The organism is Oscillatoria nigro-viridis PCC 7112 (assembly GCF_000317475.1).
Taxonomy (GTDB): domain Bacteria; phylum Cyanobacteriota; class Cyanobacteriia; order Cyanobacteriales; family Microcoleaceae; genus Microcoleus; species Microcoleus nigroviridis.
Map to the genome: position 1 here is coordinate 3,000,252 of NC_019729.1, position 23,655 is coordinate 3,023,906.

Sequence of the window (23,655 nt, forward strand, 5' to 3'; positions counted from 1 at the left end):
GAAGATTTACAATACCGGGCAATAACAAAGCATATAAGGAACTCGCTTCAAAACAGAACAGCAATCTCCAACAAATTTACTAACTTTCACAGCAGCTATGCAAAGAAGAACCAGTTTTGAAAGTAAAGGTCTTCATTGTTCCGTCACCTTTTATACTCCGGATCAAATCGCATCTGGCGATCGCTTTCCTGCTATTGTCATGGCTCATGGAATTGGCTTGACCAAAGAGATGGGCTTGCCACAGTTAGCTGAGTTATTCGTTTCAGGGGCCGACAATCGCTCCCTGAATTTGCGATTCCTGGGATGACGAGCGTTGGTGAGGAAACTTGACAAGCAGCGGCCACAGAACTTCTGTTAAGCTTGCTAGGTTGGGGAGTAGTTTAATAAATCAACCCGATGAATTCATTAACTTTTTTGCAGAGCATCAAGCTGACAGCGACAAGACAGGAGACTCCTGCCGAATCGGAATCTCAATAGTAAACTCTGTTCCCCCGTCTGGTGCAGAAATACACCCCAAGCTTCCCCGGTGTTTTTCCACTACAATTTGCCAGCTAATTGACAACCCAATCCCTGTGCCCTTACCGGGGGGTTTTGTCGTAAAAAACGGGTTAAATACGTGGCGGCGAATCTCTTCCGAGATCCCTGGCCCATTGTCCACAATTCGGACAGCTACGCAATTGTTGCTTGTTACTTCTGTGCTAATCCGAATCACGCTAGGATTCGCTTTAATTTCTTCTAGCGATCTCTGCGTGTTCCACTCGTCAATAGCATCGATCGCATTTGCAAGTACATTCATAAATACCTGATTCATTTCTCCCCCATAACAGTCCACTTCGGGCAGGTTTGGGCAATAGTCCCGCACCACTTCAATCGAGGGGCGGTCTGAGTTAAATTTTAGCCTGCTCTGTAAAATCATCAGCGTGCTGTCCATCCCTTCGTGAAGGTTGACCGATCTCATTTCATATCCTTCTTGCCGTGCGAAGAGGCGCAAAGATAAAACGATTTCGCGGATGCGATCGGCTCCTAAGTACATCGACTTGAACATTTTAGGCAAGTCGTCTTTGAGATAATCTAGCTCGCTGGCGGCGATTTCTGCTTGTATATCTGGAGCCGGATTAGGATAGTGCTTTTCGTAGAGGTCAAGGATAGCGACCAAAGTTTTTGAATATTCTAGAGCATAGGAAAGATTTCCATAAATAAAATTAATTGGATTATTGATTTCATGAGCTACGCCAGCCACGAGTTGGCCTAGCCCGGACATTTTTTCGCTCTGAATTAGCTGGCTTTGCACCTGCTTGAGTTCGTGCAGGGAATTTTCGAGCTGTAGGGCTTTTTGCCGCTCTCGCGCTTCCGAAGCTTGCAAAGCTGCTTCTGCAAGCTTGCGTTCAGCAGCCTCCTGCTTGAGGCGTTCATTCGTTTGGGAAAGTGCAGCGGTGCGCTGTTCTACTCGCATCTCTAGCTGTTGTGCCAAAACTTGTAAGTCGGCTTGCGCTCGCTCGCGCTCGACAATTTGCGCCTGAAGCTTTTTAGTTAGATTTCGCAGATTCAGGTGCGTGATAGCCCGAGCTAAAACTTCTTCCTGTTGCAGGGGCTTAGTGATATAATCAACTCCCCCCACATTAAAGCCTTTGACTTTGCTTTCTGTATCGTCCAGCGCTGTCATAAAAATGACTGGGATATCTTTAGTTAAGTCATTTGCTTTGAGATTTTGACAGGTTTTAAATCCGTCCATTTCTGGCATCAGAACATCCAACAAAATTAAATCCGGCTGGCAATATTGCACTTTTTTGAGAGCGCTAGACCCACTGCGAGCCACCCAAACAGTGAAGCCTGATGCGGTCAAAAAATCCAATACTGAACCCAGATTAGTGGGCGTATCATCCACAATTAAAATGGTTCCTCTGTCTAAAGATTCGCTAGTCATTTTTATTCCTCATCTAAACTGTTGAACAAATTCTACTAATTTGTCTTCTTCAAAGTTTCTGGTTAATTCAAGCAACTGATTGGCAAAAGGTGCATAACGCATATCTATGGCCTTCAGCTTGCTGGCTCGCTGCTCAATACTGAGGAGTTCACCTTTCATGGCTAAATCGAACAGGACTGCAACTTCTTCCGAAGGGGGAGCAATCAGTTGCTGGTCTTGGATTTGGGAAGGGGGATCTGTGAAGATACCTTCTGAACTGAAAGTTGTCCGCTCCTCATAAATCCATTCTAAACCTAAATGGTGGCCCAAGCATTCTAATAACTTTTCTGCCCGAATTGGTTTGAGGAGAAAAGCGTTGCAGCCAGCCTGGAAAATGCTTTGGGGATCGCCGGATAAAATGCTAGCAGAAGTTGCGATCGCGATTACATCCTTCAATGCAGGGATTTTTCTGATCCGCCTCACCGCTTCAAAGCCGTCCATGACTGGCATTACTAAGTCAATTACAATACAGTCCGGTTGAAATAACAGCGCTTTATTCACGCAGTCTTGACCGTCCGTTGCCTCCATTAATTCAAACCCAATGGGAGCTAAAAGATTAACGAGGACAGAGCGATTTTGCCAGCGATCGTCCACTACTAAAATTTTCCGCCGATTGCCTGAGAAACTCCTAATAATTTTTTCAGGTTCTTTGTGATTCCCTTCCCAGCTTTCGGTAATAGGCAACTCTAGCTCAAACCAGAAAATACTGCCTTTACCTAAAGAGCTTTGTACTTTCAGTTCGCCGCCCATCATCTCCACTAATTGGCGACTAATTGGCAGCCCTAATCCTGTCCCCTCTATCTGGCTAACTGAACCGCTGACTTGCTCGAAGGGCAAAAATATTTTTGAGAGTTCGTCCGGCCCGATGCCAATGCCTGTATCTTCTACTTGGAAAATAAATTTCGCTGTTGGGGATGGGGGATTGGCGATTGGTGACGACAAAGATTGCTGAGTCTCCAGTCTGTCTACTTTAAAACTAACGCCTCCTTTTTCAGTAAATTTTATCGCATTACCGAGTAAGTTGATGAGAATTTGCCGCAATCTTTTTTCATCGGCTTGGACGCAAGTGGGAAGTGGAATTAGCGGTTCGTAAATCAAAGAGATTCCCTTCTGTTGGGCGCGAATCTGACAGATTTCAGTAATGCCTTGGAGAAAGTCTGACAGGTGAAACTCGGTGAGGTAGAGTTCCATTTTTCCGGCTTCGATTTTGGAGAGGTCTAGAACGTCATTGATCAGAGTTAGGAGGTGTTCGCCACACTGATGAATGATGTTAATACCAGAATTTTGCTGACTGGTTAAACCTGTGTCTCGTTTGAGGATTTGGGTATAACCTAAAATGCCGTTGAGCGGCGTGCGGAGTTCGTGGCTCATGTTGGCGAGAAATTGGCTCTTGGCGCGGTTGGCGGCTTCGGCCGCTTGCTCGGCTCGCTGTCTCTCTTGAATTTCTACTTCTAGGCGCGTATTTTTGGCTTTTAATTCCTCGGTTCGCTCTTCTACTTTGACTTCTAAAGTATGATAGAGGTTGGCATTCTCTAAGGCGATCGCAGCTTGTCCCGATAGCATCCGCAACACTTCTACCCGCTTCGGCGTGAAAGCGCCAGCAATCAAGTTGTTTTCTAGGTACAGGATGGCACATAACTTACCTTGAGATAGGATAGGCGCACACAAAATTGATTTTGGCTGGTGTTGGGTAATGTAGGGGTCGGCGTTAAAGATTTCCTCGATGCCCGAATCATTTAAAACGACATTTTTCTGAGTTCTGGTGACGTAATTAAGTACCGAGATAGGCACTTGCCCAGAAGTTGATACTGGTAAAGATTCTAGCACTCGGACTCGATCTTTAGTCCCCGCCGCTTCTATAACAAGTTGACCCTCTTTTGAGAAAATCAGCGCTCCTGTTTCAGCACCTGCATTTTCTATCAAAATTTTCATTAACTTGATGAGCAAGTTAGGTAGAACAATTTCGCTAGAAATGGCACTAGAGGCTTTCATTACAGTTGCCAAGTCTAGCAACTCTGTTTGACCGCCTGTAAGGGTCAAAGGAGCAATTGTCATCGTAGGGTTGAAAGCGGTTTCGGTGACTGCAGAGGCTCGCGCTATTAATTGCGGGTATTTTTCTTCTAGATATTTAACTTTAGCTAAAGCTCCCCAGCGCATATAGGCATAATAAGCATCGGTCATGTAGGTTCGGGCAATCTTTTCTTTACCCCAGGACAAATAGAATTTAGCAGCGAGTTCGTGAGCTAGTGCTTCTTCGTTGATGTACTCGTTTTCTTTAGCAAGAGCGATCGCTTTGTCGTACATCTCGATCGCTTCTACTTTTTCGCCTAAAACACGATGCTTTTCTGCCTCTACTAAATAGAATTTATGCAGGTGATTCATTGGGGCATGATGGGCCCATTTTTGCATTTTTTCTTGATTAGCTTGTACTCGGTTAAGAATGTCCTGTTGGTCTGACTGCGAAGTTTCAGCATACACAGCTAGCCGTACTAGAGAATCGTATAAATAGAATATAACAACTGTTAGCTGCCCTGTAGATGCTCCGAAAGAACTTTCTACTTGAGGGATATTTTTTAAGGCTTCCTGGTAATTTTCAAACACGTAACAAAGCGCAAGTTTGTGCAAGTATAAGTAATGAAGTGCCAGTTGGTTGTTGGTTTGCTGGTGTAGCGGCAGCATTTTTTTTTCGTCGTATACTTCACCCATTAACTGACATAAATTTGGGCTGTTTCCCATCATGTTTAAGACGGATTGCCAACAAATATTTGTATTATTAAGCGCTGTTTCTTGGCTAATTTTATGAATGGCATCTGTATAACTTGCTATCTCTCGTTCGAGTTGCATTAGTTGCTTGCCGACAAAAAAGGAGTAATGACTCCACACCATGACGGCATAGCCAGCATATTCTAAGTCTCCAGTTTCCAGCCCGCTAGAGAAAGCTGACAGGAAAGGTTCTAAGGTATTCCGGACGTGTTCTTTCCAATGTTGAACCGCAGCATACACCAAGTGGCAAGTCTTCACTTCGATTTCTTTGGCATTTAACTTTGAGACTAAACGTAAAGCTAATTGGCCGAACTCATAGCCCCCCTCAATATCTCCTACCGCCCCGCAAAGAAGAAGACTGTATACCGCATATGCAAAGGGAGACACAGAAGCATTGCCGTATTGAACCGATAAATCGATTTGTTTGCACACTGTTAAAGGCACCAGTGCGGGCATCCCAGAATAGCAAGCAGAAAATATACTTGACAAAATCCCGATCGCTGCTAATTTATAAGGATCGGTCATTTCAGGGAGCTCGATTAAGTCCTCAATTCGGGTGCCGCTCAAAATAGTCGCAGTTTCCCCCAGCGCCTGCCCAATATCAGATGGGTTTGGCGAGTCGGGAAACTCTACCTCCAACTGCTTTAAGACTTGCAGCCCCGTATTCAATGCTTCCAGCAGCTTGTTCTGCGCCATATAAGCTTGAATCTGGACTTTGTACACTTTTACTATGTCCAATAGCGTTTTGGCGCAGTTTTGTACTATCTCAACGAATCTCTGCATTCCGTCAAAATCACCACTCAAATATGCTGACTCTGCTGCTTCCTCATGCAGCGTTAATGTCAGTTCATACCGATTCTCCCAACTATCTACCGCTAGCAGAGATAAACCCACTTGCAAATATTTGACTGCGGAATCGTGGGCTGTAGCAGCTTTCGCTTTCTGACCGGCAATCAGATTCAATTGGGCTAGTTCATATTTTTGGGATTCAGCGGTAAGTAAGTCAGTACCATAATTGAGCTGGTTAACTAAAGCGAAAATATTTTCTTTTCGGTCTTCGGGCGTTGTACTTTGCAGCAGCAGTTGACCAATTTTTAAGTGGGTCTCTTTTTTACGATCGTCTGGAATCAAAGAATAGGCAGCTTGCTGCACTCTGTCATGTAAAAACTTGTAGTCAACCTTCACATCAGTTAAGGTAAAACCGCCCGATTCTTCCTGACTAAATACGAGAGGAATTTTGTATTCATTGCTCAAAGGTAAAATCAACCCAGCTTGAAGTGCTGCCCACAATTGCGCTGCCGTAACTAAGGATGATTCCTGATTGACAATCGCCAAAACTTCTAAGTTAAAAGTGTTGCCAATACAAGCAGCAAATTTTAATACTTTTTGTGTATCTTCGGGCAATTTGCGTATGTTTCTAGCAATCAGTTCGACAACATTGTAATCGGTGATGCCGATCGCTTGAATTTGCTCGATATTCCATTGCCAACCCCCCTTTGTCCCCCCTTGGTAAGGGGGGATTAGGGGGGTGAAGTTATAAGTCAACAAATCTTCTTGATAGAGAGTTTTGAGGAGTTGACTTAAGAAGAAAGGATTACCCTGCGTTTTATTAAAAAGTAGAGACGCAAAATTTCGCGTTTTTACAGACAGGGATTCCGAACCGCCCGATTCATTTAAAGTATCCGCAATTAATTCTTCGACATGAACCAGGTGTAATGGTTGAAGGACAATATTATTCACCGTCGCACCAGTTTGGCGAATCTTGTCAATCGTTTGAATAGTCGGATGAGTTGGAAAAACTTCGTTATCTCGATATGCCCCTATCAGCAATAAATACTTGCTATCAGAATCAGTTATTAGCAATTCAATTAATTTCAAGGATGCCGAATCCGCCCACTGCAAGTCATCTAGGAAGATAACTAAGGGATGGTCAACAGTCGTAAATACGCCAATGAATTGTTTAAAGACGCGACTGAAACGGTTTTGAGCTTCAGTTGCCCCTAGATCGGGCACGGGTGGCTGTTTGCCAATAATTAATTCGACTTCAGGGATAACATCAATGATGACTTGTCCGTTATCGCCTAAAGCGGATAACAGTTTTTCTTTCCAAGTTTGGATTTCTACTTCGCCTTCGGTTAGAAGTTGCTGAGTTAAGGATTGGAATGCTTGAATCAGGGAAGCATAAGGAATATTGCGCTTGAACTGGTCAAATTTCCCTGCAATAAAATAGCCTCGTTGCCGCACAATGGGCTTGTGAACTTCATTGACCAAAACTGTTTTGCCTATGCCGGAATAACCGGAAACCAGCATTAATTCGGTGGTGCCACTGGCAACGCGATCGAAAGTTTCTAAAAGTGCCGCCACTTCCGAATCACGACCGTAGAGCTTTTGCGGTATATTTAATTGCCCTGCTTTATCCGCACTTCCAACAACAAAGTTGGAAATATATCCGCTAGCCTGTAGCTCGATCGAGCAAGTTTCTAAGTCAAATTTTAGTCCCTCAGTGCTTTGGTAGCGGTCTTCAGCATTTTTAGCTAATAGCTTCATTGCAATCGCTGAAATTTGTGGTGGGATTTCAGGATTTAGCTGGTGAGGGGGAATGGGAGTTTTGGCAATATGGCTGTGTACCAATTCCAGCGGGTCTGTGGAATTAAAGGGCAACTCTCCTGTGAGCATTTCATAGAAGGTAACGCCTAGTGAATAAAAATCAGTCCGGTAGTCAATTGACCGATTCATCCGGCCAGTTTGTTCTGGCGACATATAGGCGAGTGTGCCTTCGAGCAAATCTGGATGGCTGATGGTCGAATTTTCTCGCTCCAGGCGCGAAGCGATGCTGAAATCAATAATTTTAACTTTTTCAGTGGCTGGGTTGATGATAATATTTTGTGGCTTTACATCTTTATGAATAATGTTATGCTTGTGGATTTCTGCTAAGGCAGAGACAAGCTGGAGGCCCAAAGAAAGAACTTGAATGATTGTGAGCTTTTTACCCTTCATCCAATCGTTGAGAGACTCGGAGCCTGAATCTTCTAATATCAGTGCTAAACCGTTTTTATAGCTTTCTAAACTAATGGCTTTGACGATCGCTTCTGCGTTCAAGCTGTGCAGAATTTGATATTCGTGCCGCAAGCGGGTGATGTCGGAAAGAGTGGGATACTCAGCCTTTAGCGTTTTGACGATCGCGCTGGAAAAGTCCGAAATCCTCCGAACGCGATCGACTGAAGTTCTGATCCCGCTATGGAGGGTTTCAACGAATTGATAGCCAGCTAAGTTGATAGTCATTATTATTCTACCGATCGCTAGGGAATTGAGCGTGAGGTTAAGGCCGGTTTAAAAACTTACTTTATTATTATTGGAGGTGATTGTAACATAGTAATTTACTCAACAAAAGTGGGTTCATGTTTCGCTTCTGGCAATTGTGCCCCGATCAGATTGTATTGTTAACCGTGCTGCCTCAATGCGCGTTTTGGGTGTTTGTTGGGGGATTAGTCGGCTGCACTTTCAAGTGGGGTGTCGAACGAGTCTTTTCCTGTTGTTGATAATTATCGTTGCGAACCATCACCTCAAACCGAATCATCGATCCATCCGCAAGCCGAACAATCCCAATGAACAGGCGGCGTTTCATATTGCGGATAAGTCATTTCACCTTGGGGACACCCAACGGTAAACAGTGGATGGGTATCCAAGAGTTCTAGCTGCTGCCAGGGGTGTCCGCCGCCGCAGGGCGTTCCAGGATGAGTTCGCCGTTGTAGTAGCTTCGCCCTTCGGGTTGCCACAGTTCATCGGGTTCAGCGTCGGGGTTTTCTCGAAAGTCAATGCCAGTATCAGTGTTAGGGGCTGTGGGATGGACGGCACAGATGAGGTGTGGGTTGCGGGCGATCGAGGAGACAGCGATGGCTCCGCCCCGGATGGAGCCTACGCACTCATGGAGTTTGAGCATGGAGGATCTGTGGGGTTTTGGTTTGGGTTTAGCTTCCCAAAAATCTGGGTGTTGGTGGCGATCGCGAATGCCGCCGAGCGCCAAGAAACCGCTGCTTTACCCGCATCCAGAATACGTTATCCGCTTGCCAGGACTCTCTGATTTACTGTTAAGTAGGTAGGCGGAATTAAACCGATCTATGTAACAGTATTTAAACAGGGCTGACTTACCCACGCTTAGGGAATGTGGATACTTGACAATTGTTTACATAATTGCGTTTGACAGCGCCTACCTACTTATGACAGTTTTGGTAGCGAGAGTCGTTCTTTGGATGTATTCTGCTTCCGAGTGGAAGCTTTATTTTTCTATATGTTAACATTGGCTAATTTTAGCTTAATCTGATTCTGATAGCCTATTGAATCGAAGAAACCAACTATGAAAAAGTTAATGCCCTTACTACTGGGTGTCGTATTACTGACTAACACAGTTGCTTGTCAGAAGTCAAGCGAGCCGATCGGCAACACTTCTGCTCCGACTAATCAAAGCCCAAATCCTGTATCTAAGCAAAGCCGCCCTACGTCCAGCCAGCTTAAAAATCAGCCAGCGGCCGTTCCTGCTGGAACCACTTTTGATACCATTCTCCAACAAGATTTGTCCACGGGTAAAAACCGCGACAAGGAAGGTTTTACTCTGCGAGTCAAAGGAGGCAATAAAACTCTTAAAGATGCCGTGATACAGGGACACCTGGAAGATGTCGTCAAAGCAGCTAAAGGCAAAAAAGCGAGTTTGCATCTAGTTTTTGATGATATTCAACTCGCAGATGGCTCAGCGTATCCCATTGATGTTACTGAGCGTGAATACTCAGGTAGAAACAAAAACCAAAGGCAAGTTTGTTCAGAATGCTGGCATTATTTTAGCTGGAGCAGCGGCCGGTCATTTCCTGGGCAATCAAGCGAAATTCAAGCATGGTGCTTTAGCTGGGGGTGCAGCAACAGCGGCTTATGTCTTGTCTAGTCCTGGTGGTGAAGTTGTCCTTAAAAAAGGAACCAATGTTAAGCTGAAACTTAAAAAACCTCTCGATACTAGCCCATAATAAGTTGTGCTTTTGTAGACTGCATGGATGCAGAAAACGGAGGCGATTGAGTACCAATCGAAGGATCTCGCTCGTGCAGAATAATTTGCCTCCGTTGAAGGAAACCGTAGAATAGATTTTACAGGAGTTGCCAGAGACGTGAGTTCAGCACTCTTGTTTGGAGCGATCGCTCTGGCAGTGTTTGGTCGTTCAAGCTTTGATTATTTTGCTTGCTCCTTCAAGATAGAAAAGCCTGAGACGTTCGCCCAAAGCAGTAAAGTCAGGCTCGCCGTTTAAAGGAGTTCTTAATAGTTCAACTGGCTCTCCTTTTTCCTCTGCCAACAAAACGAGTTCGTTTCCTGTTGCATATCCTGTAAACTTAGGAAAAAAATCATTTCGTGAAACTTCGTTAGTGATGCCGTGCCCCTCGGAAAACCTTAGCTGAATCCAGTCTATTTCAAGCCTCTCAAAATCAATCTTAAGACCTGCGAAATGTGGGTTTCAATTACTCAAGATAATTCTCTGACTATTTCAAGTTCAGCAGCAATGCCAAAATGGTCGGAGGGGTACAGGTTGCGGTCATTGGGAGCAGGGGAAGTCAGAATGAGCTGGCAATCGCGTACGCGCAGGTGCTGGTTGATAAATATGTAGTCGAGGGTACCGTGCCAAGGTCGCAAAGTGCGGTTAAGCCAGGAGTTGAATATGTATTTGACTAGCTTGTACTGCCAACTGCGCTGTTTTTTTAAGGGGGTGGGACAGGTATACTCTGGCTCGCGACCGTGGTATGCGGCGTAAGCTGAGGTAAATCGTTCGCGCATCAGTGCGATCGCTGGTGTCTGCGGCATCCCGTTAAAATCCCCTAAAGCTACGATTGGCAGAGCGGGCGGTAATTTACCTAGCCAGTCTTTAAGCAACTGCACCTGTTTGACCCGTTCGGGATGGGGACCTGGATACCAGTAATAATGCCCATTACAAAATACAAGTTGCTGACCGTCCACTTCAACTTGCACGTATTGTGCTACCCGTCCCTGACTTCCCAAGTCAAGGGTTTCTTGTTGGATGAATGGATAACGGCTGAGAATTGCCGCGCCGTAATTGTCTGGGCCTTTGTAGGGTACTAGCTGCACGTAAGGCATATTCAGTTGCTGTGCCAACCAAGCGCTGTTGTCTTCTGGAAGCATAACCTCTTGCAGACCGATTAAATCTGCCTGTTGTGCTGCCAAACCCTCTACCAAAAGTTCCCGTCGCTGCGTCCACGATTCCCTTTCACACAGTATGTTGATCGTGATGACTTTGACCACAGAGTTTTTCTCCTTGATTGATTTAACGATCCGCAGGGGCTGCGAAGTCAAGCGAGCCTAAGCCATTGGGCCATATAAAAACTGTCCGAACTATTGTGATTTTTGAGTTTTTTTAATACAAAAGTCTGAGACAAATTCGTATAATTTTTAGGTTTGACAAGAAAAGTATCCCCTTGTCCGCCGCCACCAATCGGTTTAACTATTTCCCATTTTTCATCCCAAGGTTTGTTTTTCTGTTTGCTCGTAATCTTTAAAGTGTGGGTTGAGGGAGATGATTGCTCAGAAGCAAGTTAGCAGAATTCACAGACAAATCTTCGGAAGCTTTGTCTTGAAATAAGACAGTATAAGCTGTCGCGCATTTAAATTGTAGATTCAGGGCGGGTTCATAGGCCCACCCCACAAGACCGGGAATTGTTTTTAACAGACAATTTAAATGTAGAACAGCTTATACTACACCGCTCTGGGTTAGGCACAAGACACACGACACACAACCATCCGCTGTTTTATGAAGTTGTGCCGAACTGCGGCATTTGACTTTTGTATCTGCAAACTGAAAAAATTCAAATGCTTCAACCTCGCGCATGACCCGATCGTGTTTTAGCAGGCAGTTCTAAAACTTTCCTCTCTCTACAGGAGCAAGCTGAAGGATAGAATGCGATCGCTTGCATTAGATTGCAAACTGCGAATCTCGCAGTCACACTTCACTCTCCAAGCATTAGTCGTACCTGCAATCTCTAGAAGAAGTTCCAATTAAAACCTCCAATGATTAGCCTTCATCGGACAACATCAAATGGCTGTAGACAGAGAGTGCAACACCTTCGGGCAAAGATAGCTAACAGTTCTGGTCAGCGGTTGTTGAGCTCTGGAGCATCTCACCGTATCGGCTTCAGGCAATCCGCTGCACCAGAATGTTATATTTCTTTTGATGCTATCGCCTGAACTACTGCGCCAATGCCAGTGTGATAAATACCTTCTACTACATCACGCTCAAGCTCAATTAGATGCATAAACTTTAAGCCAGCTAACTCAAGGCTTAAAGATTCTTTAGATTGCATCGAATCTACTGAATTGCCGCCGCCAGTACCATGCTTCAACTGATCGGGTGTATAAGCCTCAAGCAGAAACACACCGTTTGGCTTTAAGCCTGCTTCAACTTTTTTATGAAGTTGTTTTCTTGTTGAAGAGGGCAACGGACAAAATATAGATACAATTCCGTCCCATTGATTCTCGCCTAAATCATAATCTGCTAGATTAGCATGAATAAACTCAACAACCACCCCGTTCTCCTCGGCTAACTTTCTGGCCTTATTCAAACCAACTATAGAGGCATCTACAGCGGTTACAGAGTAACCCTGTTTAGCAAGGAAAACGGCATTCCGCCCTTCTCCTTCGGCCAAGCTCAGAACTTTACCTTTTGGAATACTGCTGAAGTTTGCTGCCAAAAACTCGTTCGGGTTTGTGCCATATACGTACTCTTGGGCGCTGTATCTTTCATCCCACATCTGTTTTCTCCAATTGTTGCTGCTGGCACATTTGATGCCAAAAAAATATAACTGTGTATTCAACCGCAGATATGCTGGATAATACCCTTACCGGGGGGTGGATTATCCATCAGATCTGTTGGACAACATCCGAGTTTTAAGGAATTAAACAGAAACGAAAGCAGGTTAAGTCCGGGTTCTTGGGTGTTATCCATCGCTTCTGATAGTTAATCCTGGAAGTCTTGGGTGTTATTCGTCACTTTTGCTGATAATATCCTCTATATCGGTCTTATCCAACATTAACCTAATGTCGCAATCTACCGCTCCGATGCAGCTTTACCGCTTGCTTGAGGCGGAGCCTTCGCAGAGCAGGAACGAGTGCGATCGCCCCTCGCCGCTGTAAGTTGGGTTGAGCTTGTCACGTCCTTACTTGTAAATCAGGGTAGAGTGAAACCAAACATGACTCGATTGGGCGATCGCGATTGACTAGCTATCGAACAAAGTAAACCTTGAGACTTAACATCTGCACTACCGAGCTTCTTGAAGTATCTGGCGACTGGGAATAGCTCAAAGCCTACCTTTTCATAGGTGTGACGGTCTCTTTCATCACCGAGAGCGCCTCCAGTCTCAACCATCGCAATAGACATCCCAGCGTTTTTACTTGCCACAGAAGTGGGTGGAACGGAAGACTGAGGGATTTCAATGCCGGGACGCTAGATTGGGTATTCTGCTGGCGAAGTGCACATCGACTGCATTTACTGGAAGCCTGCCTTGTAAGCATTACTAAATTCACTGCGGATTCAGGACAGTTGTAGGTGGTTTTTCGCTCGGCTTTCCCAAATAAAGAATACCGAGAGCAATGGTAGCTCCCGGTATCAACTTTTCCAGTTCCGTTGTTGTTAAGTAAATCCAATCAGGCTCAATTTGGAGAAATTTGCCTCACTCCATTAAGCACAGCCGATCGTTATTGGTTAGCCTGTTCCAGGGCCGGATTCGTTGAAGCTCCAGCAATTTCGGCCAAATTAATCTTGACGACTTTATTGCGAGCTTCAGTCACTTTGGGCAGTGTTAGCGTTAGAATGCCATGTTTGCATTCAGCTTGCACGGAGTCGTTTTGAATGTGTGCCGGCAAGGAAAGCACCCGGTGGAATTTGCCGTAGCGGAATTCAGAGCGGACGTAGCCAGATTTTTCGTCTGTGTTTTCGCAGCGGCGTTCGCCAGAGATAGAAATTGCTTCGCGAGTGACTTGAACGTCAATGTCTTTGGGGTCAATTCCAGGCAGTTGCGCTTTTAATACGAAGTTGTCCCCAGCATCAACCAATTCCAAAGCTGGCATCCAAGCTGCTTCTGAGTTATCTCTCGTTGCTGCCCGTTGGTCAAAAACTTTATCGAGTTGCTGGCGGAGCGTTTCAATTTCTGTGAAGGGTTGCCAATAGCGCATCAACATAATCTGTCACCTCAAAGATTGGTAAGACTTTAGAACGAAAGTTTGGGTTGAAGCTCGTTGCTTACATTTATTATGATGCCGCTTTATAACTGGGAGGAACAGTCAGGAAAACCCCACTCTGTTGGTCGTATTTGCCATAATGCACGTGAAAGAATCAGCAGTAATTGGCAGGGAAGAAAACCGTACAAACTATTCCTAGAAACCGAAAATGCTGTGTCAACCCTATGATGAGCCAGCCGAGCGAAAAGAGCACGGCGTAAGCGTCGGGGGAAGGATCGGCGGTGTTAACCGTACCAAAAGTACGGTGCGGGTGATGTGTAGTTAGGGTAAGCTGTTGTACCTTTAAATAGGGTATAATAAAAATTAAGTTTAGTCAATATCTACAAAAATGCCAGCCAAAAACCATCTCAATTCCAAACAAATAGATCAACTACAGAAAGCCTTAAAAGAGGAAGAAAAAGCCAATATTAGAGAAAGGATTCTGATTTTATTATTGCTAAATGACGGAAAAACACAATCTAAAATCGCTGAATTTTTGGGTTGTTCAATAAATAAAGTATCTTATTGGTGTATGAAGGGAGACCCCGACAATCTAGAAAGTCTAATAGATGAAAGGATGAAGGGAAATCACAAAAAAGCCACCGATCAATATATAGAGATATTATTAGAAACTATAGAGAAAGACCCTCAAGAACTAGGATATGATTTTGGACGATGGACAGCGCAGAGATTAGCAACATACTTAGAGGAATCCACAGGGATAAAATTAAGTGGAGGACAAGTTCGGAGGATATTAAAGCAAAAAAAGTATGTTTACATCTGGGCAAAGTATAGTTTGGAATCAAAGAGAAATCCCGAAAAAAGAACAGCGTTTAAAATAAAGATAGCCGAATATTTAAAAACAGAAAAAGAATCCCCAGAACGATTACAGGTATGGTTTTGGGACGAGAGTGGATTTAGTTTAAGAGTCACCCGAAGAAAGAACTGGTGTAAAAAAGGAAGCCGAAAAAAGGTCAGAGGAGACCGAAGAAAAGGCAGAGTTAATGTAATGGGAGGAGTGAGGAATTCGGATAAAAAAAGGTGGGTAGAATTCCTCAAAAAAGGCAATTCATATAATTTTTATCAAGTGCTAAAACTATTTTATGAAGAGCTAATTAATGAATGGGTATCAGCAGGTCATCAAGCCTCAGAATTTGCTAAAAAAGGAGCGAAAATAGTGATTGTTCTGGATAATGCTAGTTTTCATAAGAAAGAAGAGTACCTGCAAATAATTGAAACAGAAATGCCTAATCTTCATTTAGAATTCCTCCCCGAATACAGCCCAGACTATAACTTAATTGAATTAGTATGGCATTCGGCAAAAGAATATATTGCCAATCGACTTTTTACATCTATTGAAGAGCTAGAGTATTTATTGCACCGCCTCTTAAATGAAGGGCAATTAATAATTAAATGGAATCGCAAAATCAAAAATAAGGGCAATGCTTGTATCACAGTTTAAATGTGCAACAGCTTAAGGACGTACTCCTGCAGGCATTCGCTGCTTTCCCATAGCCATCGCTCGTTGTATGAGGGATCTCGCATCATCCCGCTCTTACAGCAATTTGAGATCGAACCCGCTACAAAGATGATAAACATTAAAGATGTAAAAAAAGGAGATTATTTAGAGATAGCAGCATATTCTCTTGACTTACAACAGAAGATACTAAGTGCGCGGCAAAACAAAGAAGGCACACAAAGATAGTTAGCAAAACGATTTAAAGTGAGTTTATCGTTGATACGTGCTTTTTGCGTCGGTATCGAGAGACGGGGGAGATAGCTGCCAGAACTCTCTTGAGGAGCTCGCCGCTCGAAGCTTAAAGGTAAAGAGCAAGAATTGTTAAAGATAATAGTGACAGAGAAAAGCGATATATAGCGTTTCGAGGGAAAGCTGAGGTACTCTAGGCCTCCGTGGGCTGGAGTGGGCATACTTCACCACGCTTGAGAACCGCTGTATATTGCTTAAAATGGGGAGTATAATTGTTCTGGAAAATTTTAAAGATGCACCTAAAAATTGAGAGATTGATTAGCCAAAGTGTGAATGGTATTACCATACAACTTTATGCTAGTTTAATTGCTTATCTAATTTTACAACTGATATCTATTTCGGCGCAGTGGGGTAATAAACTATTAGATAATATTCGCTATCTTCTCTTCTTGTATGTGTCAGAAAATTAGTTGTGTTCATTGATTTGAGTAACTCATATTTTGTTAAAAATTTTACCTGGTTAGTCTTACTATATCGAGATATGTAAAGTTTTGTATCAAAATTCACCATTTCTGTGTCCATACCTACAAGACGCCGACAAAGCGGGTTTTGTTGTTTCTACAACCAAACTGGTAGATTTGGCATTATCAATTAGGAATGACAGAATATGTCTAGGCTAGAGATTTAGTACAGTCGCCACGTTTTGTCGGGGCTGTTGCTGAGGAGTTGCGTAGTTTGCATGAGTTAGGTGTTAAAGAAAGGCTAGCCCGATTCTCGTCGGCACCATCCCCATCCGCGAACAAAGCGCAAGCAAACAGAACAAGAAAGAGAACCACTGTGAGAATGCGATCGCCTTGCACGGTTCCAAGCAGAAGCCACTAACCGGATTCAAGACGAATTTTTAGCGGTGCTGTCCCATGATTGGCGATCGCCCGTGTGCTTAAACACTGAATGACTTAGGTTTTGGGCAGATTATATCTTGATTCCCTAACAATAACTGGCATAATAGGTAAATAGGCAGGACTAACCGCAATGAATGTAGAAGGTACACACTCCTTGAACGATCGAGAAGAGCTTACTGTAAATTTTCCTCAAGAGCTATGTACGGACTGCCAAGCACTCGAAGCACGACGATTTGCGGTGATAGTCGATCGCATGGCTGAGGCTTTTATTTCTATTAATTCAGAGTGGCACTGCACCTATGCCAACCATAAAGCAGAGCAGCTTTTAAACAGGAAGCGGCAACACCTAATCGGCAAAAATATATGGACTATATTTTCGATCGATCTTACCTCGGAGCTATATAAGTATTGTCATCAAGCGATCGCAACGCCAACGGCGATCGAGTTTGAAGAACACTACCCCTCACTCAACAAGTGGTTGAGAATTCGCCTCATCAAGAGTGAAGATGGCTTACTTATTTACTTTCAAGACACGACTGAAACATCTATACTCGATCGACAATTGAAAGCCGAAATAGCCAAGTGCCAGGAGGTGAAAGCCACTCTTCAGAAAGAACAGGACTTTTTGAAGGCAATTTTAAACAACGTTCAAGCTGGCATTGTCGCTTGCGATGCCGATGGCATATTGACGGTATTTAACCAAGCCGCTAAAGATTTTCATGGATTACCTCAGCAGCCAGTTCCACCGACTCAATGGGCGCAGTATTATAACTTGTATTTGCCCGACGGCAAAACACCCATGAATACAGAGGATATTCCCCTGTTTCAGGCATTGCAAGGACACAACGTTCGCGATCTGGAAATGATGATTGTTCCGCAGCAGGGAACTGCGCGAATGCTGTTAGCAACTGGACAGGCAATTATTGCCGCCAACGGCGAAAAACAGGGTGCAGTTGTCGTGATGCACGACATTACAAAACCCAAGCAGGTAGAAACTGCTCTGCGTGAGGGTGAAGCGCAATTATCGAGCATCTTCCAAACTATTCCTGATGGCATCACCATTCTAGATTCTACCGGGGAGATTATTGCAGCAAATAAGGCAGCAGAGAGGATTTTAAGATTGATTCCCAGCGACATTGTGGAGCGAGGCTATAACGCTCCATCCTGGTTCATTACAACCGTGGAGGGTCATCCTTTCCCAGAAGAGGAACTGCCGTTTGCGCGGGTGATGCAAACAGGTGAGCCTGTTTATGGTATTGAACAGGCCATTAGCCATGCCGATGGAACTCGCACGATTCTCTCGATCAATGCTTCCCCTTTGTTTGACGCAGAGGGACAAATTATCAATATTATTGCTGCTTTCAGCGACATTACTGAACGCAAGCAAACCGAAGACGAACGAGTACAGCTTGTTCAAGAACAGGCAGCCCGTGCTGTAGCAGAGAATTCTCAACAACAATCAGCATTTTTAGCCCAAGTGAGTGCTGTCCTTTCCTCTTCGCTAGAGTACGAACAAACTCTCCAAAGCGTTGCAAAGCTGGCCGTTCCTTATTTTGCAGATTGGTGCAGTGTAGATCTAGTGAATGACGATCGCACAATCGATCGGGTTGCAGTTGCTCATTGCGATCCCGAAAAAGTGAAGTTTGGCTGGGAGTTGGCTCAACGCTTTCCCAGACATCTCGATGATGGGTATGGCATTGCTAAAGTCATACAAACAGGACAGATTGAAATTGGGATTGAGATTACAGATGAACAGTTAGTTGCTGCAGTGTCAAATGCTGAATACCTGGAAATCATACGTGGAGTTGGGTTAAAGTCCTGCATCATTGCACCGCTACAGGCACGCGGGCGCGTGTTGGGTAGCATTACCTTTGTGTTTACTGAATCCGATCGCCGCTATCGCCTGGAAGACATTGCCCTGGCTGAAGATTTGGCTCAGCGAGCAGCGATCGCCATTGATAATGCTCGTCTTTATAATGAAACACAACAAGCGAAATTAGCCGCCGAACTCGCTGCTAACCGGACGGCTCGACTGCTGGCGGTGATGACGGCTTTGTCTGAATCGCTAACCTCGGCTCAAGTGGCTCAGGTCATTATTGAACAGGGAATGTCTGCACTGGGAGCAAGTTGTGGTTTGGTTGCGGTATTAAACCAGGATGCAAGCGAACTGGAGATTATTCAAGCGATCGGGTACGAGCACGTAGGAGAATTTCCGCGCAGTTTTTCGATTCATGCACCCTATCCTCTGGCAGAAGCCGTGCGAACTGGGCAACCTGCTTGGCTAGAAACTATCGAAAACCGAATTGCCCGTTATCCTGATTTAGCCCAAGCTTATGCCAAGGTTGGTTCAAAAGCCTGGATTTCGGTACCCTTGTTGATTGAAGGACAAGCCGTGGGTGGACTGTCGCTGAGTTTTTCAACCGTTCCCCAGCTTTCCGAGAGCGATCGGGCTTTCGTTTTGGCACTGGCACAGCAGTCGGCGCAGTCGATCGACCGAGCACGGCTCTACGAGTCAGAATCGCAAGCACGGGCACAATCCGAAGCAGCTAACCGAATTAAAGATGAGTTCTTAGCTGTCTTGTCCCACGAATTGCGAACTCCGTTGAATCCGATTCTGGGTTGGACTCGGCTGCTGCGAAGGGGAAACCTAGATTCCAGCAAGACGGCGGTAGCTCTCGAAACAATTGAACGCAATACCAAGTTGCAAGTTCAACTGATTGAGGATTTGCTGGATATTTCTCGCATTCTGCAAGGCAAGCTGAGTTTGGACTCTACTCCTATTAATTTGAAAACAACTCTGAAAGCTGCGATCGAAACAGTTAGTTTAGCGGCCGAAGCGAAAAACATTCAAATTGAAACTCAGGTAGAACCCAATGTGGGCGATGTGTTAGGAGATGCTACCCGATTGCAACAGGTTGTCTGGAATTTGCTCACCAATGCCATTAAGTTCACTCCAACTGGAGGTCGAGTTGAAGTTGAGCTAAAAACGATTGATTCCTATGCTCAAATTCAAGTCAGGGATACAGGGAAAGGGATTAAGCGAGAATTTATTCCCTATGTCTTTGACACATTTCGACAAGCCGATAGCAGTATTACGAGAACATTTGGTGGGTTAGGGCTGGGATTAGCGATCGTGCATCACGTCGTTGAGCTACATGGTGGAACTGTCAAAGCCGAAAGTTTTGGGGAAGGACAGGGAGCAAGATTTACGGTCACACTTCCCTTACTAGCCAGGAGCAATGATGCAAACAGCGATCGCAAGGACAATCTATCAGTCAATGCTCGCACTTCACCCTTGGCTAGATTATGTATCCTGACCGTCGATGACGAAATAGACAATTTAGAATTAGTTCAATGTATCTTGGAGCAAGCGGGAGCCACCGTGTTCTCTGTATCTTCAGCAACAGATGCGCTACAACAACTCACTAAAATTAAGCCAGATGTTTTGATTGCTGATATTGGAATGCCACAAATGGATGGCTATATGTTGATCCGTCAAGTCAGACAACTATCCACACAGGAGGGAGGAGAGATTCCCGCGATCGCCCTGACAGCGTATGCAGGCGAGACAAATCAACAGCAAGCACTAGCAGCGGGATTTCAAAGGCATCTTCCCAAGCCTGTCGAGCCTGAAACGTTAGTGGAGACAATTGAGCTATTGCTTCCTCAAATCGAGTAAGATCAATTCCGGTTGCACCATCCGTGATTGATATAATTCATCTGCGTTAATCTGTGTTTATCTGCCTGTATCTGCGGTCAAAAAAAGATAATTTATTCACCGCCCCGGACAAGAGATTGACGCCCATTTACGCAGAGGTCGAGAATAGAGATAGGAATAATTCCGATGCTAACAGATTTGATATGATGGTTGAGTGTTGATTATTGACTCGATTTTACGCCCGACGATGAAGCGCGGATTTAATATAAGGCAGAGTATTAATATAAGGCAGAGTATTAATATAAGGCAGAGTATTAGACAGAGTGGAAATTAAGATTCAGCTACCTCGGTACAAGGATTTCAAATTGATTATTGGAGATGTCTTTTGAGTAGAGTCTGGGAAGAAAATGTCACGAATTGAGGGGTAGCCTAATGCTGCTTGGCTTAGATGTATGAATAGGCTTTGCGCTAAGGCATTGCTCCCCAAACCCCATAATATATCGTTGACACCAGCCCTGGGCCCACAACGCGGGAAATTTTAACTTTGCCCCACCGTTGGGAAATTCCGATCGCAATTTTAACCAATGTCGATCGCCCCCTGCATCCCCAAATCATCTCAAATCCCCTCGCCCAGTAGGGACACGGCACCGCGCCGTGCCCTTAACCGTAACTTACCTGCGACAGCCTTGGGCGATCGCCCTTAACACCGCTAGCCGCACTTCTGGATGAGATTTCTCAAGCCCGTTAGCCCGAAAAATCCAGTGTCCGCCGCCCGCGTACTCGATCGCAATTTTCTGACCGTCAGGCAAAACTATTTGCCACCAATTCAACACAGTGGCTTTAATAAGGTGGCACTGAATTTCGTTCAGTTGAACCTCCATTAATTTCAGTTGACGCATGATTGGATTTTGGGCAGATGACTTCATGATTTTTCTCTTTAAATGAATTCGACAGTTTCTCGGCTTTGATTTCAGTTTGCCGATTTTTCAACTTAATTTCGCCTTCCGAACTTTTCGCCTTTACTTCCCCTTCCGAACTTTTCGCCTTTACTTCCCTTTTACCACCTTTAGGCTCAACTTTGACTCCAAAACCTTTAGACTTAACTTTGTCTTTAGGCGCAGTAGGACTCTTTTCGGCTACGGGCTTCTTAAACTCCGCGTCTAATTGGTCTAAAATCTCCTCTTGTTCGGGAGTATGTTCCGCTGGCTGCTCTAAATTTCGGGGATTGTATTCGCCAACCAACCTGGCCAAAAATTCCGAAATTGACAGTCCGGCTGCGGCTGCTTTTTTCGTTAAAAGGGCGTAGGTGTCGGTTTTAATGCGAATTTGTTTGAGCCGGAGGTTGGGATTGTTGTCAACTGTTTCGGCAATCGTTACTGCGGTAATCCTTTCTTTTGGTATGACATCGACAACTTCTTGCCACTTTTCCTGTAAACGACAGTCGCCGTATTGGTCGGTAATTGCGTGTTTGAACAAAGGGACAACTTGAGCAACGCAGCTAGGCAAAATCTCAAATCCGGCTTTAATTAAGCGCAGGCAAATACTCGCAGCTTTGATAATTTGCGTGCAGTAAAAATACTGCCGACCTAATGCTTGTTCGCAGTAAGTTTTAAAAGTTTTGAACTTGCCTTTGTACAATCGCAGTTTTCGGATCGCGTCCAGCATGATTCCTTGACGCACGTAGTCTAGGAATCCCCTTTTAATTTCGCCTGTTAGGTAGTCTAAATCGTGAAAGGGAGATTGATTCTGGATTTCTTCTTCAAAGTCTAGCAGCGGGCCTGCAAAGTGAAAGTTGGAGGCGACATCGCCTAGGTAGAAGTTGTCAATTGATGTGGACATGATCTGGAATGGTTCGAGAAAGGGCACGATACCACGGAAGTTGTGCGATCGCAAAGTAGAAGTTTTGGTCTGGATCTTTGATACAATCTTGAGTTGGGCACTCTTGTGGGGTCGATCGACCTTTTAAATGGCATCACCTCCTCGGCGTTGAGAAAAAAGGGGCTTGAGGTATGCGCCCAACCCCGGAAAATACGCTTGGGTATGCAAGCACAATTGATAGACGCTACAAATAAGGCAGTTCTTCAAACCTGCATTTTGACCTTGGAGGCTCGCCCGGTTGCCTTTGTTTTGCCTATCTACTAGCAGAATAGTGCCAGATTCCATTTTTGTCAAGCACTATTTTGCTAGCAACTAACTGCTACAATTGATGGAAGCTAAAGATCGAGAAACCATAACCTTGAAAAACCTTAGAGAAAGTGCAAATTTGACCCAACCTGAACTTAGTCGTCGAATGGGGGTAGGAATTCGCATTATTGGCGATTGGGAACGAGGAGAATCCATTCCTCGCTTCGATCGCGTCATTGCTCTGGCGCGCGAGCTAGGCGTACCTCTAAAAACACTTGCTAGATGTATGGGATTAGACGTAGCCAACATTCCCGATGACCTACCAGCATTAAGTGTACTTCATCTTTCTGGGGAGGTCAAGAAGCGAGGAATAGTGAAACAAGCTTCATGTAGTGTCGCAGAAAATTCAGAAGAAAAGGAAAAGTCTCCATTAAGGCTTCTCAGAGAACAAGCTGGCCTAACCCGCCCTCAAGTCAAACAACATATCGGCGTTTCTGAGCGGATGCAAGCTGACTGGGAATCAGGAAAGTCCATGCCAACTGTTGAAAACCTAGCTGCACTGGCTAACCTGTACCAGGTTTCTCTAAAAACTATGTTTGAGGTTTTAGGATTAGACGTAACCAAAATTCCCGATGACTTACCAAGTCGATCGCCCTCGCCGAACGACAACTAACAAGCACAGCTAAATCATGGTGTTGACATTTGATACAATTTTGAGCTGGGCACTCCTGTGAGGTCGATCGACCTTTTACATGGCACCACCTTTTCGGTATTGAGAAAAAAAGGCTTGAGTCATGCACCCAAGCCCGGAAAATACGCTTGGGTATGCAGGCATAATGGGTAGAAACTACAAATAGGGCAGCTTGCTAAACCAAAGCGTTTCCACCGTCAGGCTAAAGCAGTCGCCTTTGTGTTGTCTCTATCTTTAACAAGGATACTTGTAAACCTCCGGGTTGTCAACAAGTTTGCTTGTAAATTTCCCGTGATATGCCCCGAAAGAAACAAACTCAAGAGTCCAAAGATATACCAGCACTGCAAATCTTGCGGGAGGCTGTGGGTTTATCGCAAGCAGCTTTAGCAAAACAAATTCCCGACAAAACGGGCGCAAAAACCCTAAGCCAACAAGCAATCAGTAACTGGGAGCGAGGACTAGACCAACCAGAACTGACCATTGCTCAAATGAAAGCCCTTTGCAAAGCTTTGGGAAAAACGCTTAACGATTTACCAAACGACTTAGGCCCACCAAATCCCGACTGACAACTAAAAACTCAAAAGCCC

17 protein-coding genes and 1 pseudogene are annotated in these 23,655 nt (G+C 44.7%); 8 read left to right on the forward strand and 10 right to left on the reverse strand.

Going from position 1 to position 23,655, the window contains the following annotated elements; genetic code table 11:
* Positions 1–97 precede the first annotated feature (97 nt).
* A complete protein-coding gene (locus OSC7112_RS12730; RefSeq protein ID WP_015176275.1) occupies positions 98–307 on the forward strand; it encodes an alpha/beta hydrolase family protein in 210 nt (69 codons plus the stop codon).
* Between the two features lie 117 nt (positions 308–424).
* On the opposite strand, the gene OSC7112_RS12735 is transcribed toward OSC7112_RS12730, so the two are convergent.
* The 3 genes from OSC7112_RS12735 to OSC7112_RS39690 form a co-directional block, all read right to left on the reverse strand.
* The gene (locus OSC7112_RS12735; protein ID WP_015176276.1) at positions 425–1,924 is read right to left on the reverse strand and encodes a hybrid sensor histidine kinase/response regulator; all 1,500 of its coding nucleotides are present in this window, start codon (positions 1,922–1,924) and stop codon (positions 425–427) included.
* A gap of 9 nt (positions 1,925–1,933) precedes the next feature.
* On the reverse strand, positions 1,934–8,008 hold the full coding sequence (locus OSC7112_RS12740; RefSeq protein ID WP_015176277.1) for a hybrid sensor histidine kinase/response regulator: 6,075 nt from the start codon (positions 8,006–8,008) through the stop codon (positions 1,934–1,936).
* 172 nt (positions 8,009–8,180) lie between these two features.
* On the reverse strand, positions 8,181–8,351 hold the full coding sequence (locus tag OSC7112_RS39690; RefSeq protein WP_190274392.1) for a hypothetical protein: 171 nt from the start codon (positions 8,349–8,351) through the stop codon (positions 8,181–8,183).
* Between the two features lie 45 nt (positions 8,352–8,396).
* On the opposite strand from OSC7112_RS39690, the gene OSC7112_RS39695 reads away from it, so the two are divergent.
* Together OSC7112_RS39695 and OSC7112_RS12750 are read left to right on the forward strand one after the other, a co-directional pair.
* Positions 8,397–8,807 (forward strand): hypothetical protein, encoded by a 411-nt coding sequence (locus OSC7112_RS39695; RefSeq protein ID WP_041622510.1) that lies wholly within the window; start codon positions 8,397–8,399, stop codon positions 8,805–8,807.
* A 273-nt stretch (positions 8,808–9,080) separates the two neighbouring features.
* Positions 9,081–9,659: a hypothetical protein gene (locus OSC7112_RS12750; protein ID WP_015176278.1), complete on the forward strand. Its 579-nt coding sequence runs from the start codon at positions 9,081–9,083 to the stop codon at positions 9,657–9,659.
* Between the two features lie 567 nt (positions 9,660–10,226).
* Here OSC7112_RS12750 and OSC7112_RS12755 read toward each other — a convergent pair.
* The 5 genes from OSC7112_RS12755 to OSC7112_RS12770 all read right to left on the reverse strand — a co-directional run bounded on the left by OSC7112_RS12755 (position 10,227) and on the right by OSC7112_RS12770 (position 13,946).
* Positions 10,227–11,018 carry an endonuclease/exonuclease/phosphatase family protein gene (locus OSC7112_RS12755; RefSeq protein ID WP_041623081.1) on the reverse strand — a complete coding sequence of 264 codons (792 nt, stop codon included), beginning with the start codon at positions 11,016–11,018 and terminating at the stop codon, positions 10,227–10,229.
* Between the two features lie 627 nt (positions 11,019–11,645).
* On the reverse strand, positions 11,646–11,768 hold the full coding sequence (locus OSC7112_RS41750; RefSeq protein ID WP_263053606.1) for a hypothetical protein: 123 nt from the start codon (positions 11,766–11,768) through the stop codon (positions 11,646–11,648).
* 161 nt (positions 11,769–11,929) lie between these two features.
* Complete coding sequence (locus OSC7112_RS12760; RefSeq protein WP_015176280.1) at positions 11,930–12,520, reverse strand: class I SAM-dependent methyltransferase; 591 nt, start codon at positions 12,518–12,520, stop codon at positions 11,930–11,932.
* A gap of 416 nt (positions 12,521–12,936) precedes the next feature.
* Entirely contained in the window at positions 12,937–13,167 is a 231-nt protein-coding gene (locus tag OSC7112_RS39700) for a hypothetical protein (protein ID WP_041622511.1), read from the reverse strand.
* Positions 13,168–13,463: 296 nt separating this feature from the next.
* Positions 13,464–13,946: an Hsp20/alpha crystallin family protein gene (locus tag OSC7112_RS12770; protein WP_015176281.1), complete on the reverse strand. Its 483-nt coding sequence runs from the start codon at positions 13,944–13,946 to the stop codon at positions 13,464–13,466.
* Between the two features lie 388 nt (positions 13,947–14,334).
* On the opposite strand from OSC7112_RS12770, the gene OSC7112_RS12775 reads away from it, so the two are divergent.
* From OSC7112_RS12775 to OSC7112_RS12785, 3 genes and pseudogenes are all read left to right on the forward strand, one after another.
* Positions 14,335–15,447 carry an IS630 family transposase gene (locus OSC7112_RS12775; RefSeq protein WP_015176282.1) on the forward strand — a complete coding sequence of 371 codons (1,113 nt, stop codon included), beginning with the start codon at positions 14,335–14,337 and terminating at the stop codon, positions 15,445–15,447.
* A gap of 491 nt (positions 15,448–15,938) precedes the next feature.
* Positions 15,939–16,176 (forward strand): annotated as a pseudogene (locus OSC7112_RS38135) (IS4-like element ISAva3 family transposase); the annotation flags it as partial.
* A 549-nt stretch (positions 16,177–16,725) separates the two neighbouring features.
* Positions 16,726–20,274, forward strand: coding sequence for a hybrid sensor histidine kinase/response regulator (locus OSC7112_RS12785; protein ID WP_015176283.1), 3,549 nt, complete (start codon positions 16,726–16,728; stop codon positions 20,272–20,274).
* Positions 20,275–20,924: 650 nt separating this feature from the next.
* On the opposite strand, the gene OSC7112_RS12790 is transcribed toward OSC7112_RS12785, so the two are convergent.
* Complete coding sequence (locus OSC7112_RS12790) at positions 20,925–21,086, reverse strand: hypothetical protein (RefSeq protein WP_223300823.1); 162 nt, start codon at positions 21,084–21,086, stop codon at positions 20,925–20,927.
* Between the two features lie 7 nt (positions 21,087–21,093).
* Positions 21,094–22,092, reverse strand: a complete 999-nt coding sequence (locus OSC7112_RS12795; RefSeq protein ID WP_015176285.1) for a hypothetical protein — start codon at positions 22,090–22,092, stop codon at positions 21,094–21,096.
* A 367-nt stretch (positions 22,093–22,459) separates the two neighbouring features.
* Between OSC7112_RS12795 and OSC7112_RS39705 the strand changes: the two genes are divergently transcribed.
* Positions 22,460–23,050 (forward strand): helix-turn-helix transcriptional regulator, encoded by a 591-nt coding sequence (locus OSC7112_RS39705; protein WP_015176287.1) that lies wholly within the window; start codon positions 22,460–22,462, stop codon positions 23,048–23,050.
* A gap of 314 nt (positions 23,051–23,364) precedes the next feature.
* Positions 23,365–23,634 carry a helix-turn-helix transcriptional regulator gene (locus OSC7112_RS12810; RefSeq protein ID WP_015176288.1) on the forward strand — a complete coding sequence of 90 codons (270 nt, stop codon included), beginning with the start codon at positions 23,365–23,367 and terminating at the stop codon, positions 23,632–23,634.
* Positions 23,635–23,655 lie beyond the last annotated feature (21 nt).